The sequence below is a fragment of the Vibrio sp. 03-59-1 genome (assembly GCF_013114135.1).
GTDB classification, from domain to species: domain Bacteria; phylum Pseudomonadota; class Gammaproteobacteria; order Enterobacterales; family Vibrionaceae; genus Vibrio; species Vibrio cortegadensis.
In genome coordinates, this window is sequence record NZ_VTYA01000028.1 from 13,466 (window position 1) to 29,980 (window position 16,515).

Here is a 16,515-nt window from a genome sequence, read left to right on the forward strand (position 1 = left end):
AAGGGCTCGAGAGCGATTACAGGGCCAGTCTAGAGTGATCGACCCAGCGACTTAGGATTAGGTATTGGTTTTTGGTGGGGAGTTAAGAGAACACGTTTGAAACTCTCCAAATGGTTCGACGAAACCAACCAGCTTGTTCCGTTGATAAGGCCGAAAAGCCTCCTCCTTCATTTTTTGTAATTTTGACCATTGAAGCTACCCATATACCAACATCTTCTACCTTATAATCAGTATGATCGTCAACGATATTAGAAAGATCTATATTGTAGATTAAACTCTTTCCTTTTGGTTCGATGGCTTCCAAACCTATTGGTGTATTATTGAATAATGTTCCCATTCGATACAGATATCGTAAAACAAGGTCATTTTCTGAGTAGCAGTTAGTGATAAGTGTATCGGGATGGACCTCTAATATTTTACTCCGGCTTTCTGATTTTGATATGGCTCCACCAAACAATAAAGCTGAGTGTACGCTTTCATTTCGAGTGATCCCGGAAAGAGCATGGTATGAGACCCTAGCTCCGAGTGAATGCCCCATGAAAACATATTTCCCATCACCATGGTTAATGTAATTTGCAAGCCATTCACCAGCCTCTCTAGTCTTTTTTAAGGACCTTTTCCACTCCACTGCAAATTCTTTTACAGCATCAGCAGGAAGTGTGACTCATTTTTTTATAAGGACCGTTATAAATGACTTACCTAGAACTTTTGTCAAAATTCTTTTTACGCTGCTACTAGGCCAAGTAAAGTGAACTACTTTATTTTCAGGGTATAATTCATCAACAACACTAAGCCAGTCGTTAACATCTTTTGTTGATTCATTTAAAAAGCCATTTATAACTACTATAGTCGGGTCTACACCGTCCCTAATGAGTTTTATTTCCAATTAATTTATCTCCACTCTAAACATGGAACCCCTTTTCTCTGTGCATCCTACCGAATTCGTAACTAAATTAAACACATATCAACACTATGATACTGATAATTATGGAGTTAATCATGCTCAAAATAACCAATCTTCAACAACTATCTACCCTCCCAGTCACCACCACCCTACAAAAACAAGTCAAAGCCATACTCACCGAACCATTTTATAATGAAACGGAAAACCAACAAGCTTGGGATGAACTGCAATGTGAACTCTGGTTTCTCACCTCAATTAATGACCGATCCAGCCTTAATCCATTTGTTTTGACTTACCTGAAGATTACAAAAGCAACTCTAGATATGATGCTTGTGACACACGAGATTTACCAATACAGCTCAACATAAGCAATCGATCTCACCAGTCTAAAATAGGAACCACTTTTCGGAAATTCAGAAACGGAAATGTATTGTGCTAGACAGCTTTAGAAGCGGCGTTATAGTTGCAATAAATGCACCTGAAAGATACTATTATCAATAGTATTAATCTATTGCCATTGATAATAAAATAATCCTAGGGATAAGAATGTGGGTATTTGATTTTAAAGCAGATATACAATTACACAACCTGCATACCAATGAATATTGCAGGCTCGACAATACCGAAAGTAAACTGCTTACCCTATTACTTATTCATCAGAATAAGATTGTGACCAAAACTGAAATCTTTGCATACATTTGGCCAAACAAAATTGTTTCCGAAGCCAGTATCACGCAAGCAATAAAGAAGTTAAGGCTCTCATTAAGTGACTGCGCTCGAGAACAAATTATCATAAGAACCATACCTAAATTAGGTTATGCCTTAATGCCAAACAATGTTAAATTTGTAACAGATGAGGCCATAGATATGCACAATGTGATGATATCATCTTCAATAAATTGGTCAGCCGTAATCTGCTCTACTTCTCTATTCCTCCTAAATATCATATTTTTCTATTTTTTGTTTGTACCTTCTAACAGTACTAAAACTGTAAGGTTAGAATCATTCTCCATAAAGAGTAACAGCTTCCAAGTTAAGAAAAATGATCGAGCAAGTAGGCTGTTGGTCGAGGCCATCGCCCAAGACAATCATATAAACAACGTTAATTTTTACATAACGTCCAATCAGAGTCGACTTTACATTGCTTGCTACAAAAAAATTCCAAATAATAACCAACAAAGAAGTTATAATTTTTCAATTGATATAAATCGCATTAACGAGGATATTGACAATGAAGTATTGGAAAAGTGTCAATAAAATCCTAACAATTTCGAGCATGTTGCTTGTTATTACGTTACTGATACAGTTCTTCCTCGCTATCTACCTTACACCTAGTTTTGTCAGGAAACCGGATACTGTCATTAATAAAGTCATCCTTACTTATGGTGAAGATAAACAAGATTACCGCTATAGAGAAATTGAGTATAGATTAGTACCATTTTGGCTTAATCGATATGAACTACTTGCTCATATTCGTTTTGACAATGGTGAATCGCTAAAAACGCAATTTCTAATGACATTCTGGCCCTTCGACGAATATTCAATAAAATTTATTAATCAACTTGTGGATGCAAAACAGACTAAGTTTTTTGATAGACCAGAACAACATATTCTATTTGATGGCGGGGACGAAGACTTTCAAGTAATACCAAGCGATACTAGGCAATACTGCTACGTTCAATTATCTAACCAGGCCATTCAGTGCGTTGATATAAATAGCCAAGATCGAAGCAAAAAATAGCATCGTGCCTTGCTAGTACAATTCAGCTCAATTTTTTACTTTGTAATACTGTTATGATTACACCATAATTAGGTGTTAATTCCTCGTACCCGACTTATCTCGAATGAGAACATTAAAGGATAAATACATGTGGGTATTTGACCCAACCGCTCGAAGACAACTATCACATCCGAGCCAAGAAAAAAGCAAGAAGCTCAAATCCACTGAAAGCAAAATTCTACAGCTGTTGCTTGTCAATCAAGGAAACGTAGTTTCTAAACAAACCCTTTTACAAGAAGTATGGGGAAATCGAATTGTCTCTGCCTCTAGTATTACCCAATCAATTGCACAAATACGTTTGGCTCTTGGTGACAACGGTAAAGAGCAGCGTTATATCAAAACCATCCCAAAACAAGGCTATATGCTTGCAGCTGGTAGGATTAAATTCTCACAGCAGTATTCAACTACGAGCGAAACAAAGCCCAGTAGTGAGCATAAGAAAAAGAGTAAACAACTAGCACAAAAGTCCTCGTTGACACCTGTAAACAGGTCATATCCAAATAAACTAATCCAGTACTCACTTGCTTTTTTCTTATCAATCGGAATTATTTCAATCTCCTATTGGCTGGTCTCAATCTACCTTCATTCCCTGAGTGTAAGGACAAAAGAATGGCTAAATGTTGAAGTGGCTGGTATTAACTATTATTACGAATCTAGCCCAAGTGGCACTAAGCTTTTTGAAACCATTTCAGACGAATATCAAAATAATATAGGCAAAATTTTCCTGTCTAAAAATCCAGAACAGATATACGTATCTTGTATCTATGAAACTGCAAAGTATAGTGAAATCAGCTCCGCTAACTTGAGTTTCTCCAACCAATATACAACTCAACAAATCAAAGAGGCAATTCGTGAACAGTGCCAATAAATTAAACACTTTATTAGCTACATTGCTCGCTAGCTTGATATTACTACTTGTATATTTAAATAATATTTTCCACCCACCATTTCTTGAAGGAAAAAGTAACACCTTGCTGTTTGGCCATGGCGTCACTTATAGCGAATCGGGGACCGAAAAGTATCGAGAATTTCACACTCTTGATCATAAATGGAGTGGTATACACCAACTGAGTACGACATATGGTACCAAAGATGACTCTGGAAGTTTAAACGTTTCCTCTTCAGTATATTTTTGGACTTCTAGCCTATTTTCAACCAGTAACACTGTATACAGCGAGGACTACAAAACGAGCGTTGAACCAGATATCACTCAAGCACACCTTATTTTAGAAACGGCAGAGCAGTACTTTCAAACCATCTATCAAGATACTAATAATTTTTGTTACTCAAGCCTACTCACGGGCAGCATTCAATGCGTCACAGCCGATCAATAATAGAGTAATTACTCTATAAGTCCCAACATATTTAGTTATAACGAAAATTGAAGATATATAATTATCATAAAATCAGCAACTTAAACCCAAACACCTTTAGATTAACACTTTCAACACAAAAGGTAATTATCACATAAGTTCATTAGCTTCCCTCCCCAATGAGACATAGTATAAGGGAATATTCGCTACATTACATAAGGAAGCACGTACCATGCATTTCACGTGTACTAACCCTAAACCGCTTCAAATAACTGCCCTACTCTTTGATGGAATGCCAACGACATCTATCTCTGGCCCAATAGAAATGTTAACCGTAGCAAGCACTTTAGCGGGAATTCCAACACCTAAAATAAACTACGTTTCAACTTCAGGTAGCGACGTTCAAGCGCTAGGTGGAATTAATTTGTCGCCAAACCGTGAATGGAATGAAGTCTCTCATACCGATATCCTTTTGATCGGATCTTGCGGCGAACCTGAAAAGCTACCACTCTTGATTGAGGCTGACATGGGGAATTGGCTCAAGAAGTTAATTAAAGAGACTTCGTATGTTGTTTCATTATGTACCGGAGCTTTTCTTCTCGCTCAGTTGAACTTGCTCAATCATAAAACAGCAACTACGCATTGGGTACACAGCCATTTATTCCGAGAACACTACCCGAAGGTAAAATTACTACCGCATATCAAAATGACTTGTGAAGACAACTTGATCTGTACTTCCAGTGTTGGCGAGTACTATCAAGCTATTATGCTAGTTCTAGACCGCATTTTTGGTTCAAGCCATAAAGAAAAATGTGATCAGTTTTTAAAAGGAGAAGTGACAGAAGAGCAGCAAGTATCTCATTCTTATTTTGTTGAATTTCGTCAGCATAATGATCAACTGATTCATGAACTACAAGATTGGATGCACAGCCAGAATTCTACTCAGTTAAATGTTGTTAAATGCGCAACACAATGCTTTTTGAGTGAACGACAAATGACACGACGCTTTAAGCTAGCAACCGGAGAGGCCCCAATTAATTATATACAAAGGATCCGAATAGCTTTGGCACGCGAGAAACTAAATAAAACCAAACATTCTATAGAGCATATTTGCTATCAAATTGGATACAGTGATACCAACCATTTTCGTTTACTTTTTAAGAAGTATCATAATATGACACCAACTCAATATAGAAAATCAATACAATATTACGAGGATAGCTGCTGTATTTCTTAAACTTATATAAGCCAACAAACGTTAAATAAACTAAATCTGTTAAAATACGTTAAATTGTTACAATGAGTTAGCCAGAAGTTCTGCTCTTGCTAACTCGGTTAATCTAGCAATTCCATTTTTTATGGTGTATTTCAATGAAGTATTATTTTCAAGTAGAAGTTCACCACCAACTTCGACACTCACTAAAGAGCCATTAGATTCGAAATCCATAAACGAGCTATTTATTGCCACAATACGATACTCGACCCTTTCACTAACCAATGCGACTGGGACAAGGGTGTGATATTTTTTAGCTGTTGGTAGCATTATGGTTAGCATATCTTCTGTGAATAAAATCATTTCTTTTCCCTTAATTATTTCAAATTGCTTTGGCTAGAGGGTAGTAATGGCGATGAAGTTGCAATAAGCACTCTTCAAATGATACTAATGAGCGATACTTTTCATCTTCGTTCAGTACACGACTTTGTATTATTGGATAAGTAACACCTCCATCGATCATTAAATTGTCAACCAGATCAAAATCTTCAATTGCCATATTGTTTTGATCTCTATATTCGCCACTCGATACACTAACTTTATTTAGCTTTTCGATATTTCTTTGCAAGAATTGTCGCTCATCATGAGTGTAACCAAGTATCACTTTGCATAAACCTTTTGCCATTCCGACTTCATACACAGTTCCAACATCAGCACTTGCTCCTCTAAATGGGGTTAAATTAGCAATAACGGCATCAGCGGATAGAATGAGAGCTTCATTTGCACTCGATATTTCTAACCCGATAGACTCTTTTGATATGCCATTCATATCAATTTCATTATCGAGAGGATATAAACCTATAAAGCCGTATTTTTCACACAACTCTTTTTTCTTTCTGCCTATTTCAATCGAATCAGTAAGAAAAACCTCTGGACCAGCTAGATATATTTTTTTCATAATATCTCCTTAAATAAAGTGAAGCAATTATGTTTTATTTGTGACAGTTATCAATACTCAACTCGTTAAATAACAACAAGAGCAACCTATATATATCAATGACATAACTTAAAAAACCTATCACATTGTCATATTTACTTAGTAAAGTCGTCTTATTTGCCACTAATATCTAATTTTATCGTCAGCAATAAATATATTCCTACAGATATACCAACCCTATAAATAGGATGTAATGACACGCCAAATCAGACATAAACAACATCAACAACCGTATAACCCACTGTTTTAAAATAACAAATATGACATTCACCTCACAATATTAAACAGGATTTATATTTAACCCATGGGAAAATTAAGGATAATTAGCACCGTACTAATTAAATATAAATACGAGGGTATATACATGTTGTACTCACAACCAAACACAGAAAATGCTGTAGTTAATTTTAAAGAAAAATACGCAAACTTCATTGATGGGAAGTGGGTTGAACCTATCTTAGGAAATTACTTTACTAATACCTCACCGGTAAATAACGAAGTTATTTGTCAGATCCCAGCATCGACAAAAGAAGATATTGACCTAGCCGTAAACGCAGCGCATACAGCAAAAGCAACTTGGACGACAACATCTGTTACAGAACGTTCTAATTTACTACTTAAAATCGCAGATCGTATTGAAGCAAACTCAGAAATGCTTGCTGTCGCAGAAACTTGGGACAACGGTAAACCTGTTCGAGAAACGCTTGCGGCTGATATTCCACTAACTGTTGATCATTTCCGCTACTTTGCAGGCTGCATTCGAGCTCAAGAAGGTACTGCAGCCGAACTAGATAACCAAACGGCAACTTACCACTTCCCAGAACCTGTTGGTGTCGTTGGTCAAATTATTCCTTGGAACTTCCCTCTACTAATGGCGGCATGGAAACTGGCTCCAGCGCTTGCTGCTGGCTGCTGTGTTGTATTAAAACCAGCAGAACAGACACCCGCTTCTATTCTGGTATTGATGGAACTATTAGAAGATCTATTACCGGCCGGAGTTGTTAATGTAGTAAACGGCATGGGTTCAGAAGCGGGTCAAGCACTAGCGACTAATGACCGTATTGCAAAAATCGCATTCACAGGCTCAACAGAAGTAGGCCAACACATCCTAAAATGTGCAGCAGAAAGCTTAATACCATCTACAGTTGAATTAGGCGGCAAGTCACCAAACATCTTTATGGAAGATATTTTCGACCACGAGGATAGCTATGTAGATAAGTGCGTTGAAGGCGTTCTTCTTGCTTTCTTCAACCAAGGTGAAGTTTGCACTTGTCCATCACGTTTGCTAATTCAAGAGTCTATTTACGACCGTTTCATGGCTAAATTGCTCGAGCGTATGCAGACGATTAAGCAAGGCAATCCATTAGACACCGACACGCAAGTGGGCTCTCAAGTTTCAGAAGAGCAATTTAATAAGATCCGTGGTTATATTGACCTTGGTCTTGAAGAAGGTGCCGAACTTCTTGTCGGTGGTAAGAGCTCTGCAGACAATGGTTACTTTGTAGAACCAACGATGCTGAAAGGCACCAATGATATGCGCATCTTCCAAGAAGAAATTTTTGGCCCTGTTGTTGCTGTTACTACTTTCAAAACCAAAGAAGAAGCACTTCAAATTGCAAATGATAGCGAGTACGGCCTAGGCGCAGGTGTTTGGACCCGCGACAGCAACAAAGCATATAACATGGCTCGCGACATCGAAGCCGGTCGTGTTTGGGTGAATTGCTACCATGCGTACCCAGCACACGCGGCATTCGGTGGCTATAAAAAATCTGGTATTGGTCGTGAGACACATAAAATGATGCTAGATCATTACCAAAACACGAAAAACATGGTGGTAAGCTACAGCGTTAATCCACTTGGTTTCTTTTAAAGAATAAATAACAAGGCCTTTATCGCCAGCAATAAAATTACGGCCTGACTCATTGTCAGGTCAATTATTATAAGTACCAGGAGTCCATATGCTTAAGCGTCTACTGCTAATACTCTTCTTTTCCTTTTCTTCGTTAACTTACTCGTACACTGACTCGGGACTTGATGATGAAGGAAATCCGATTCCTATTAATCAATATGATGTTGTTGGTGATAGGATTCTGGAAGAAAATGTCCCAAAAAAAAGTCGCTTAGTTTGGCAACGTTTTACACAGGTTATCCCGGCACAATACCGAGAAGAAATTCAAGTATTTGAGCCAATAGACGGCAATTATGGCATTGATGGCTCAATCCACGCCATTAATGATGATAAAAGTATCTGGGTCGTACAACTCGATATCAAAGGTTCAGTATCAGAATACGATCTAGACCGAACAATGATCCACGAGTTCGCTCACCTTCTAACCTTAAGGGCCGACCAGATCCCGCTAGCTGACACTTACGATACAACAATAAAAGAACCTTGCCCAAGCTACGCTTTACCCGACGGCTGCACTGCGCCCGACTCCTATTTAAACCAGTTTGTTTCTCAATTCTGGCAACCTCATCTTCCCGTTTCAAACAGCGAGGTTGATGCGTTAAAACGCTACCAAATGCATATTAATGAATTTGTCACCGAGTACGCAGCAACTAATCCAGCAGAAGATATTGCCGAAAGCTTTGCTGAATATGTGCTAGCAGAACAGTTGCCACCGCCAAGTTCAATCGCAAACAAAAAGATTCGCTTTTTTGATCACTATCGAAAACTGCGCCTAATGAGAAAAAACATCAGGTCGAGCGGTAAAATATAGCCTTTTCACACGACAGTTGCGTAACTAAATTCTTCCCAGAACGGTGCCAATTCTCGCTTGTGAAGAGCTCAGATCGCACAAACTAAAAATGTTTAGACAATTAGACAATGCGTCATTTTGGTACTCCCACACACATAAATAAACACATCATAAAATTGTCTAATTGTCTAATTGTAACAAATTCATTTCTGATACATGCATTTCTTATAATTAGTGCAACCCTAACCACAAATAGGTCCAAAATGCCAAGCATTAATGTCTGATTAGTATGACAAATAATTAGCTAATATCATATAAAATCATGTTTCTGACTGCACACTATGGACACGAATAATGATAAAAAAGTCTTTATTTTAGCAATGCTACCACTAGCATCTTTTGCAGATAGTAACGTTACAGGAAATCAATCCCATATAGGATTTGGCTACAAACATACTCATTATAGTGCTGAGTCTATCGCTCCATATACAGATAGAAAATACTCAAATAGCGAAAATAAAAATCTCGGTGGCTTATATTTATCAGTAAGTGCTAACCTATACAAGAGTTTATATTTTTCCGTTTATGCCGATTTTAATACTCGGTTCAGCACTAGCATTAACAAATGGCAAGTCGGTCTCGGGCTCTCACTACTTAAAACACCACTTTTAACTGTACCATTTTCATGTGGTGTTGTTAACTATCGAACAGAAAGTGACTATGCTCCCAATCATACTGACGAAGGTGCCTATTGCTCAACAGGTATTAATACTCAAGTTGCGACACATTGGGCCTTAGGCATTATTTATCAACATGATTTCATTGATATACCAAAAAACACTTTCACTATAAAAAATACATTTCAATTTGGCTCCGTATTTGGAATTACTGCAGGTATAGATTTTGCGACACGAAAAAAAAAGGAAACCGGTCTTAGCTTAGGACTACAGTTTTCATTCTATAATTATCTATTAATCACATATAAACCTTAAAGAGTATTAAATGAATAAAATATTTGCTGTACTAACCATAGCTGCTTTCACATCTTGCTCCGCTCTTGCTGCTAATAATAAATCAAATTTCTATGTTGGACTTGATTATGCACAATCCGACTTTCCAGAAATTGCGTTAGCAACCAAAACAGAAAGCTCGGGATATGCAATACAACTTGGCTATCAACTTCCTTCATCAGGTAATTGGACTAATGCATTCGAAATTGAATACATTAATGCAGGGAGTGCAAAGTATAACTTTGATGACACAGCTCTTGGTATTAAGGGCTCTGGAGAGCTCGAGCTAACAGCTATAAACCTAAGCTATAAACCTAAGCTTTACTTAGGCCGTTTTTTCATCGGTGGACAGGTGGGATATGCTAGTTTATCAGCTTCTGGCAAAGCCAATTATACAGTTATGGGCAATACAAAAAGTGTCGATCTTGCCGACCAAGTGGATTCAGGGCTCACCTTAGGTGGAGAGGTTGGTATGTTAATTACAGACCAGTTATTATTAAAAGGGGGGTATAGAATCATAGAATCTGATACTAGTACTCTGTATGCGGGGCTTGCACTTAACTTCTAGATTATTACGCCGATACTAAGTTTTATCTCAGTAGTAACGTATGCATTCATCAATATTGATATGATAATACTTTGCAATATTTCTGTGCCGCATACGACATAAAAGTGTTGCAATAAATAGTAGATTTTATCACAAAGATAAGATACATCATTTTTTACATAAAATAATAAGCAAAAAAGATCAGTCAAGCTAGTTTATCGGTAGAACCATCCGGCTTTTCAACCGCGACAATTTCCCCTGACTGATCTTTGACGAACGGTGATTGTCTTATTGGTTAAATCAAGCCACCCCACATCACTCCAACGATTTTACCAGTACGAATCCCCTTGTAATTAAAGTAAAACAATAAAGTAGACGCGCATCGCTGTCTTTGAGCTAATGAATCTCGCAAAACATCATTTTGATCGTAAGCGCGCCATAAACCCCTCATTCTAATCATCCGACACGAATAATAAGATCAACTATATAATCCAAAGGAGAGTTGAAATGGCAAAACGACGCACCAACCTAGAATGGCAAGCACTCTTTAAACAATTGAGAGCAGCAATATACCCAACGAGTTTTTTGCGAATAATATAGACTGAGTTTATCCATGCTCTTTGCAAAGCAACGTCAACTCCAAAAGGCAGACCAATCTGAGTCTGTGGCATTTGTTAGAGCCAAAATCATCGGAAAGACAACAAAATATCAGGCCCAGATAGCAACGGCTAACATGACACTTCTCGTGAATGATGTGGATCTGAGTATTTCTCAAGGCACGCCAGCAGCCTATCTTGCTTAACTCATTGGAGCGTTGTCATGAAACGCATGCTCAGTGCTCCAGAGATTTACCTTTATCGTAAAAGCGTCGATTTTAGAAAGTCCATCAACTAGCTTGCGGCGATTATCGAAAGTGACACGGACTTGCCTCTTGGCCGCGGTGCTCTATTCCTGTTTACCAATAAACAGCACGATAAGATCAAGATGTGGTACTGGGATAAAACAGGCTTCGCCCTCTGGTATAAGCACCACGAAAAAGCCAAATATTAATGGCCTTCAAAAGATAAAAATGAGGTGTTGACCCTGGCTCAATTCGAACTTGATAGACTTCTTCTTGACTTTACATTTATCGGCCATAAACCCGTTAGAATAAACTATTTTACAATGAGTTAATCGAGAATAAAGCCTTATTCACCAAGCGTTAACGGCACAATTTTAGTGTGAAAAAGACGGGAAATATCAACCCAGAAAGTTAAAATATTGCCGAGCTACAAGCGATGGAGAATGCACTGCTGCTCTCGCAGGTGCAAAAGGAATCACAATGCTCTTGCTGGAATAAGTCCGTTCTAAATATGCGTGCCGCGAGTGCGAGAAAACAAAAGACAATAAGCCGCATCGTTCAAAAGCCAGCCCCATATAGTTTTATCCCTAAGAGCTTCGCAACAGAAAGCTTGCTTGCCAATATCATCCTTGGCAAATACCACAACTTTATCGCCAAGAATCGCTATTTACTCAATCGGGTATAGATCTATCACGCACCACAATGGCAAGGTGGGTCATCCACAAGTCAGCGAGAAGTTCACCACGTTGTATGCCGCCTTGAAAGAACATCTACATCAACAAGTGGTGGTTCGGCGGATAAAACGCAGCTCAATGTGCTCAAGGCAGAGAAACATTGTTATATGTGGCTTTATTGCTCGGGAGCTTACTCGCCCGAAGCTGTACTACCGAATGTGAAAGTATCGCCTTGTACGACTATCAAAACAGTCGCGCGAGTGCGGGCCCTATTGCCTCTTTAGGTGACGACAACGGTTAAATACAAACCAATGGATACGCTGCTTATGAAGGCTCGGCGTAAGTTCATGGGTGCTAAAAAATGTAAGTTGGGCAAGGCCGATAAGACGCTGTCTAAAGTCCAAAAACTCTACGAGATAGAATCTCACTTAAAAGGTGCCTGCCGAAGGACGAAAAGCAGAGCGTCAAGCGTATGCCAAGTAGATACTGGATGGGCTTTACCAATAGATGAAGTCCCAGAAAGTGATAGGCTCTAACCAACTAGGCAAAGCGATAAAATACACGCTCAGGCAGTGGCCTAAACTCATTCGTTATATCGACGATGGTCATTTATCTATCGATAATAATCGCGCTAAACGCACAATTAAACCACTGGTCATTGGACGAAAAAATTGGTTATTCTCACTAATACACCAAACGGTGCTGATGTGAGCGCAATGCTTTACAGCATCATCCAGACCGCGAGAGCCAAAGGTATTATCCTCTACGACTACATGGTCAAGTGCATGAAAGAGTTGGTGAAAGCAGAGCCTGATATCGGCGTACTCCTACCTTGGAACTTCAAACACTAGTTATGTCGCCCCGTGGGTTTATGGGGGTTTACCTTCGTTTCAGCTAAATCCTTTGCTCCAAATTCAACGTAATTTAGAGTTTCATGAATATTCATCTATTACTCCATTAATATTTATGATCGAAAAATCCATGCGCAAACCAATGCTTATTATGAGCATTTACATAATTTTAATTGATTCCAATTAGGAATAGAACAATTTCTTACGTTTCGTTTATCCACCGTTTTAATCACTTGTACTATCTAATCCAACGATACAGAACAGACATGAGGCGAGCTATGAAATTTATCTGTAAGAGCTGCGGTAAAGAATACCCACCTATACCTGAATTAATTAGATGCACTTGTGGCTCAGCCCTTTGGGTTAAGCCTGAGTTTTCTTTTAATAAGAGTAACTTGATTAAGAATGAACTATCAATATGGCGATATTCCAAAGCTTTCCCAGTAAAAAAACATGAAGTTCAGGCTTCTTTTAATGAAGTCATTACACCACTGGCTGATGCCGAAATATCTGGTATTCCGATTCTTGCAAAAATGGATTCATTACAACCAACTGGGTCATTTAAAGATCGAGGGGCTGCTATGGTCATCAATTACCTGAAAAAACAAGGAATAGGTAGCATTGCTGAGGATTCTAGTGGCAATGGTGGCAGTGCCTATGCTGGGTACGCAGCTAAAGCAAAAATCAATTGCAACATATTTGTACCCGCAGGGACATCATTAGGAAAAACCATACAAACCAGAATGTACGGTGCTAACTGTATTGAAATTGAGGGGACTAGGGAAGATGTTGCCTTAGCAGCAATGAATAGCTCTAAAACACACGGAAGTTGCTACGTAGGACATAATTGGCATCCATTATTTATTGAAGGTGTAAAATCTATTGCCTATGAAATCTGGGAGCAATGTGGTTATAAAGCTCCAGACAATTTTGTGGCACCAGCAGGTAATGGTAGCCTGCTCGCGGGGGCATACCTTGGTTTCTCAGAGCTATTAAAAGCTAGGGAAATAAACAAGCTACCTCGCATCTTTGGAATTCAAAGTGAAGGTATTCAACCGTTTGTTCAAGTCTTTAATGGTAAAGATATCGAGATAACATCATTAAAGACTATAGCTGAAGGTATCAAGATCCAGCATTCATCTCACCTGACAGAAGTCATTGATTTTGTTCGACAGTCTAATGGCAGTTTCATTAGTGTTAATGAACAACAAATCCAATCAGCATTAGAAGAAATGGGGCAGCAAGGATTTTTTATCGAGCCTACATCGGCAACTGCGTTTGCGGGTATAGCTCGACTTTTAGAAACAGGAGAGATTGGCGCAAAAGACTTAACAGTTGGTGTGATAACTGGAAATGGTCTCAAAGCGACGAACTCTATTCAGCAACTATTCAGTAGATTAACCAATTGAGGGCATTAACGATGAGGTATATACAAACCAATAATGCCCTGAAACCTGCAGGGCACTACTCTCAGGCGATTGTTTGTAATAATTTAGCTTACGTTTCAGGCCAGCTACCAATCAGTCCAGATACTGGGAGGAAAGTTACTGGAGATGTTGAACAACAAGCTCGCAGGATCTTAGATAATTTGGCGATTATTCTTGAAGACGCAGGTTCGAATCTTGATAAGGTTCTAAAACTCGTTATCTATATTTCAGATGTCCATATGTGGGATACCGTTAATAGTGTTTGTGGCGAGTACTTTACAAGTCATAAACCAGTACGGACAATCGTGCCTACCAGAGAGCTTCATTTTGGGCTCAAAATAGAAATAGATTGTATAGCTCTATGTGAGTAGAACACTTTTATCTCTATAGCGACACTTCAGATATAGCGTTTATGACTTTCTTAATGCGTTCTAATCGAAAGTTGTTTTGCCGTACACAGATGTAAATTGGCCTATATAGTGGGCTGAGCTCATCATACATGTATAAATGACGTTCTTCTATACTCAGTGCTTTTACTACTGAGAGTGGTACAAGGGCAGCCGCAGCTCCTTGCAATGCCAGGTGAGCTGCGGCTGTATACGAGTCTAGTTCCAACACGGGACGTATTTTCAATTCTTCCAAGATAGCTGACTGGTAGGTGTTTGCGCTATTAGTGAGATCTGTTGCGATTAACATTTCTGGTAACTCTTTTAAAGGCACGCTGCTGACGATATAAAATGGTTCATCGAAAAGATGAATACTTAACAAGCCATGACCTGAAGGTAAGTATCCCGCACATAAACCAAGGAAGGCTTTTCCCGACTTAACATTTTCAACGATTCGGGGTGTATGGTTTGTCGTTATAGTTAAGTTAGGATCATCACGAAAGCAACGAGTCAAAGCAAAACTAAAATAACCAGAGACAAGAGTTTCTGAACAGTCTATACGCAGTTGAGTGTTATCGGCTAACACCTGCTGCTGTTCATATATAAGACCACATAACTCGCTAAAGGTTGGGCTAATGTTCTCAATCAACGTTTTAGCATCTGCCGTTAGAACAACGTAACGCCCATATGGCTCTATTAATTTTTTCCCCAGCCGTTTTTCTAATTTAGCAATACGCTTACTGACGGCGGATTGACTAAGATACAGTACGCTTCCTGTGCGGCTCATCGTTTTTTCTTTACTAAGTACCAGAAGCGTTTCAATACCTTCAAGCAACATATATTTACCAATGAAAAAATGGAATGATTACGTCAGTCTATTCTTTTTTGTTATAGGTTGCAAAGTAGGTTGTGCGAGCATAATAATGCACCTCTAAGGATAGAGTTCAAAACACTATCTTGCTCAGTTTTGGGAGATTCCGAACACTAACGATTTTTCTGGCATAATGACTCCTAAAATTTATAACGCCCAATTAAGGTACGACACTTACGCATTCTTAACGTATTTGGCCGTTACAAACATTTCGCCAGCACCATCAAGCTTACAATCCAATTGATGCTCCTTACCTTCCACAACCCGCTTTATTATACCTTTTGTGCCAATTTTAAGGTTCTGAGAACTACCTTTAACTTTGAGATCTTTCACCAATGTGATTTTATCGCCTTGCCCCAACTAATTTCCATTAACATCATGAACTGTGAATTGATTTTCAGCCTCTTCAACTGGGTTCCATTCATAGGCACATTCGGGACAAACAATATGTGTTTGATCTTGATAAAAAAATTCATATTGGCAATTTGTGCAAGGAGGAAATGACATTAGTTATGACTTCTATTAATTGATTTAACTTATATTTTAATGATTTATTCCGTTTAAATGACTTGTTATACGAATTTAACGGCTAACGCCATTTTTCTTTGGTTTTTTCACCACGCACTATTTGGTAAATAGCGATATTTTCTTGGCTCAAAAGTCTTACTGTTTCTGGTATACATTGAATAGGCATTGTTACCTCATACCCAAACTCTAAATGTAAAATAAGTTTTGAATGAAGCTCTCCGACAAATGCACTAAGAACACCTAAACCTACTTCTTGGTATTCCCCTATCTCAAAATAAAATTTATACATGTCTTCACTGTAATCTCTTAACGTTCCACTTTGCATAACTAACTCTCTACATTGATTACATATTTATGAAACATATCGATCCGTATAGACATAATGACCCCCACGAGGTGCTAGCCTCCAATTTCGTGGGTTAGCTTAAAGCCAGAGCCATAATTAGTGTGTCAAACAGCTAAATTTGGAGACTA

17 protein-coding genes and 4 pseudogenes are annotated in these 16,515 nt (G+C 38.5%); 15 read left to right on the forward strand and 6 right to left on the reverse strand.

Features of this window, described 5'->3' with window-relative positions; genetic code table 11:
* Positions 1 to 82 precede the first annotated feature (82 nt).
* A complete protein-coding gene (locus F0249_RS18725; RefSeq protein ID WP_171757466.1) occupies positions 83 to 628 on the reverse strand; it encodes a DUF726 domain-containing protein in 546 nt (181 codons plus the stop codon).
* A 371-nt stretch (positions 629 to 999) separates the two neighbouring features.
* Here F0249_RS18725 and F0249_RS18730 point away from each other — a divergent pair.
* From F0249_RS18730 to F0249_RS18755, 6 genes and pseudogenes are all read left to right on the forward strand, one after another.
* Positions 1,000 to 1,215: pseudogene (locus tag F0249_RS18730) on the forward strand (hypothetical protein); the annotation flags it as partial.
* 235 nt (positions 1,216 to 1,450) lie between these two features.
* Positions 1,451 to 2,161, forward strand: coding sequence for a winged helix-turn-helix domain-containing protein (locus F0249_RS18735; protein WP_171757467.1), 711 nt, complete (start codon positions 1,451 to 1,453; stop codon positions 2,159 to 2,161).
* Entirely contained in the window at positions 2,136 to 2,645 is a 510-nt protein-coding gene (locus F0249_RS18740; RefSeq protein WP_171757468.1) for a hypothetical protein, read from the forward strand. Before F0249_RS18735 ends, F0249_RS18740 begins: the two co-directional genes overlap by 26 nt.
* A 127-nt stretch (positions 2,646 to 2,772) precedes the next feature.
* Entirely contained in the window at positions 2,773 to 3,552 is a 780-nt protein-coding gene (locus F0249_RS18745; RefSeq protein ID WP_171757469.1) for a transcriptional regulator, read from the forward strand.
* A complete protein-coding gene (locus F0249_RS18750) occupies positions 3,536 to 4,018 on the forward strand; it encodes a hypothetical protein (RefSeq protein ID WP_171757470.1) in 483 nt (160 codons plus the stop codon). Before F0249_RS18745 ends, F0249_RS18750 begins: the two co-directional genes overlap by 17 nt.
* A 211-nt stretch (positions 4,019 to 4,229) precedes the next feature.
* Entirely contained in the window at positions 4,230 to 5,234 is a 1,005-nt protein-coding gene (locus F0249_RS18755) for a GlxA family transcriptional regulator (protein ID WP_017051763.1), read from the forward strand.
* Positions 5,235 to 5,291: 57 nt separating this feature from the next.
* On the opposite strand, the gene F0249_RS18760 is transcribed toward F0249_RS18755, so the two are convergent.
* Positions 5,292 to 5,573, reverse strand: a complete 282-nt coding sequence (locus F0249_RS18760; protein ID WP_171757471.1) for a hypothetical protein — start codon at positions 5,571 to 5,573, stop codon at positions 5,292 to 5,294.
* A gap of 19 nt (positions 5,574 to 5,592) precedes the next feature.
* Positions 5,593 to 6,168 carry a nucleoside 2-deoxyribosyltransferase gene (locus tag F0249_RS18765; RefSeq protein WP_017051761.1) on the reverse strand — a complete coding sequence of 192 codons (576 nt, stop codon included), beginning with the start codon at positions 6,166 to 6,168 and terminating at the stop codon, positions 5,593 to 5,595.
* A 403-nt stretch (positions 6,169 to 6,571) separates the two neighbouring features.
* On the opposite strand from F0249_RS18765, the gene F0249_RS18770 reads away from it, so the two are divergent.
* The 9 genes and pseudogenes from F0249_RS18770 (at position 6,572) to F0249_RS18810 (ending at position 14,627) form a co-directional block, all read left to right on the forward strand.
* Positions 6,572 to 8,077 carry an aldehyde dehydrogenase family protein gene (locus tag F0249_RS18770; protein ID WP_171757472.1) on the forward strand — a complete coding sequence of 502 codons (1,506 nt, stop codon included), beginning with the start codon at positions 6,572 to 6,574 and terminating at the stop codon, positions 8,075 to 8,077.
* A gap of 88 nt (positions 8,078 to 8,165) precedes the next feature.
* Positions 8,166 to 8,927: a hypothetical protein gene (locus F0249_RS18775; protein ID WP_017051759.1), complete on the forward strand. Its 762-nt coding sequence runs from the start codon at positions 8,166 to 8,168 to the stop codon at positions 8,925 to 8,927.
* Between the two features lie 320 nt (positions 8,928 to 9,247).
* On the forward strand, positions 9,248 to 9,898 hold the full coding sequence (locus tag F0249_RS18780; protein ID WP_171757473.1) for a hypothetical protein: 651 nt from the start codon (positions 9,248 to 9,250) through the stop codon (positions 9,896 to 9,898).
* Between the two features lie 10 nt (positions 9,899 to 9,908).
* On the forward strand, positions 9,909 to 10,484 hold the full coding sequence (locus F0249_RS18785; RefSeq protein WP_017051757.1) for an outer membrane beta-barrel protein: 576 nt from the start codon (positions 9,909 to 9,911) through the stop codon (positions 10,482 to 10,484).
* Between the two features lie 486 nt (positions 10,485 to 10,970).
* Positions 10,971 to 11,265 (forward strand): annotated as a pseudogene (locus F0249_RS18790) (IS66 family insertion sequence element accessory protein TnpB).
* 104 nt (positions 11,266 to 11,369) lie between these two features.
* On the forward strand, positions 11,370 to 11,513 hold the full coding sequence (gene tnpB / locus F0249_RS20445; protein WP_367613446.1) for an IS66 family insertion sequence element accessory protein TnpB: 144 nt from the start codon (positions 11,370 to 11,372) through the stop codon (positions 11,511 to 11,513).
* A gap of 271 nt (positions 11,514 to 11,784) precedes the next feature.
* A pseudogene (locus tag F0249_RS18800) lies at positions 11,785 to 12,829 on the forward strand (IS66 family transposase); the annotation flags it as partial.
* A gap of 278 nt (positions 12,830 to 13,107) precedes the next feature.
* The gene (locus F0249_RS18805; protein WP_171757474.1) at positions 13,108 to 14,238 is read left to right on the forward strand and encodes a pyridoxal-phosphate dependent enzyme; all 1,131 of its coding nucleotides are present in this window, start codon (positions 13,108 to 13,110) and stop codon (positions 14,236 to 14,238) included.
* Between the two features lie 11 nt (positions 14,239 to 14,249).
* Complete coding sequence (locus F0249_RS18810) at positions 14,250 to 14,627, forward strand: RidA family protein (RefSeq protein WP_017052214.1); 378 nt, start codon at positions 14,250 to 14,252, stop codon at positions 14,625 to 14,627.
* A 13-nt stretch (positions 14,628 to 14,640) separates the two neighbouring features.
* Here the strand turns inward: F0249_RS18810 and F0249_RS18815 are convergent, their stop codons facing one another.
* From F0249_RS18815 to F0249_RS18825, 3 genes and pseudogenes are all read right to left on the reverse strand, one after another.
* Complete coding sequence (locus F0249_RS18815; protein WP_017052213.1) at positions 14,641 to 15,480, reverse strand: LysR family transcriptional regulator; 840 nt, start codon at positions 15,478 to 15,480, stop codon at positions 14,641 to 14,643.
* Between the two features lie 207 nt (positions 15,481 to 15,687).
* Positions 15,688 to 16,020 (reverse strand): annotated as a pseudogene (locus F0249_RS18820) (zinc ribbon domain-containing protein YjdM).
* An 82-nt stretch (positions 16,021 to 16,102) separates the two neighbouring features.
* On the reverse strand, positions 16,103 to 16,366 hold the full coding sequence (locus F0249_RS18825) for a hypothetical protein (RefSeq protein WP_017052210.1): 264 nt from the start codon (positions 16,364 to 16,366) through the stop codon (positions 16,103 to 16,105).
* Positions 16,367 to 16,515: the final 149 nt, after the last annotated feature.

What these genes read in the sequence shown, in the direction of transcription:
- F0249_RS18735 (WP_171757467.1), top strand. Translation starts at nt 1,451, where the DNA reads ATGTGGGTATTTGATTTTAAAGCAGATATACAATTACACAACCTGCAT.
- F0249_RS18740 (WP_171757468.1), top strand. Translation starts at nt 2,136, where the DNA reads ATGAAGTATTGGAAAAGTGTCAATAAAATCCTAACAATTTCGAGCATG.
- F0249_RS18745 (WP_171757469.1), top strand. Translation starts at nt 2,773, where the DNA reads ATGTGGGTATTTGACCCAACCGCTCGAAGACAACTATCACATCCGAGC.
- F0249_RS18755 (WP_017051763.1), top strand. Translation starts at nt 4,230, where the DNA reads ATGCATTTCACGTGTACTAACCCTAAACCGCTTCAAATAACTGCCCTA.
- F0249_RS18760 (WP_171757471.1), bottom strand. Translation starts at nt 5,573, where the DNA reads ATGATTTTATTCACAGAAGATATGCTAACCATAATGCTACCAACAGCT.
- F0249_RS18765 (WP_017051761.1), bottom strand. Translation starts at nt 6,168, where the DNA reads ATGAAAAAAATATATCTAGCTGGTCCAGAGGTTTTTCTTACTGATTCG.
- F0249_RS18770 (WP_171757472.1), top strand. Translation starts at nt 6,572, where the DNA reads ATGTTGTACTCACAACCAAACACAGAAAATGCTGTAGTTAATTTTAAA.
- F0249_RS18775 (WP_017051759.1), top strand. Translation starts at nt 8,166, where the DNA reads ATGCTTAAGCGTCTACTGCTAATACTCTTCTTTTCCTTTTCTTCGTTA.
- F0249_RS18780 (WP_171757473.1), top strand. Translation starts at nt 9,248, where the DNA reads ATGGACACGAATAATGATAAAAAAGTCTTTATTTTAGCAATGCTACCA.
- F0249_RS18785 (WP_017051757.1), top strand. Translation starts at nt 9,909, where the DNA reads ATGAATAAAATATTTGCTGTACTAACCATAGCTGCTTTCACATCTTGC.
- F0249_RS18805 (WP_171757474.1), top strand. Translation starts at nt 13,108, where the DNA reads ATGAAATTTATCTGTAAGAGCTGCGGTAAAGAATACCCACCTATACCT.
- F0249_RS18810 (WP_017052214.1), top strand. Translation starts at nt 14,250, where the DNA reads ATGAGGTATATACAAACCAATAATGCCCTGAAACCTGCAGGGCACTAC.
- F0249_RS18815 (WP_017052213.1), bottom strand. Translation starts at nt 15,480, where the DNA reads ATGTTGCTTGAAGGTATTGAAACGCTTCTGGTACTTAGTAAAGAAAAA.
- F0249_RS18825 (WP_017052210.1), bottom strand. Translation starts at nt 16,366, where the DNA reads ATGCAAAGTGGAACGTTAAGAGATTACAGTGAAGACATGTATAAATTT.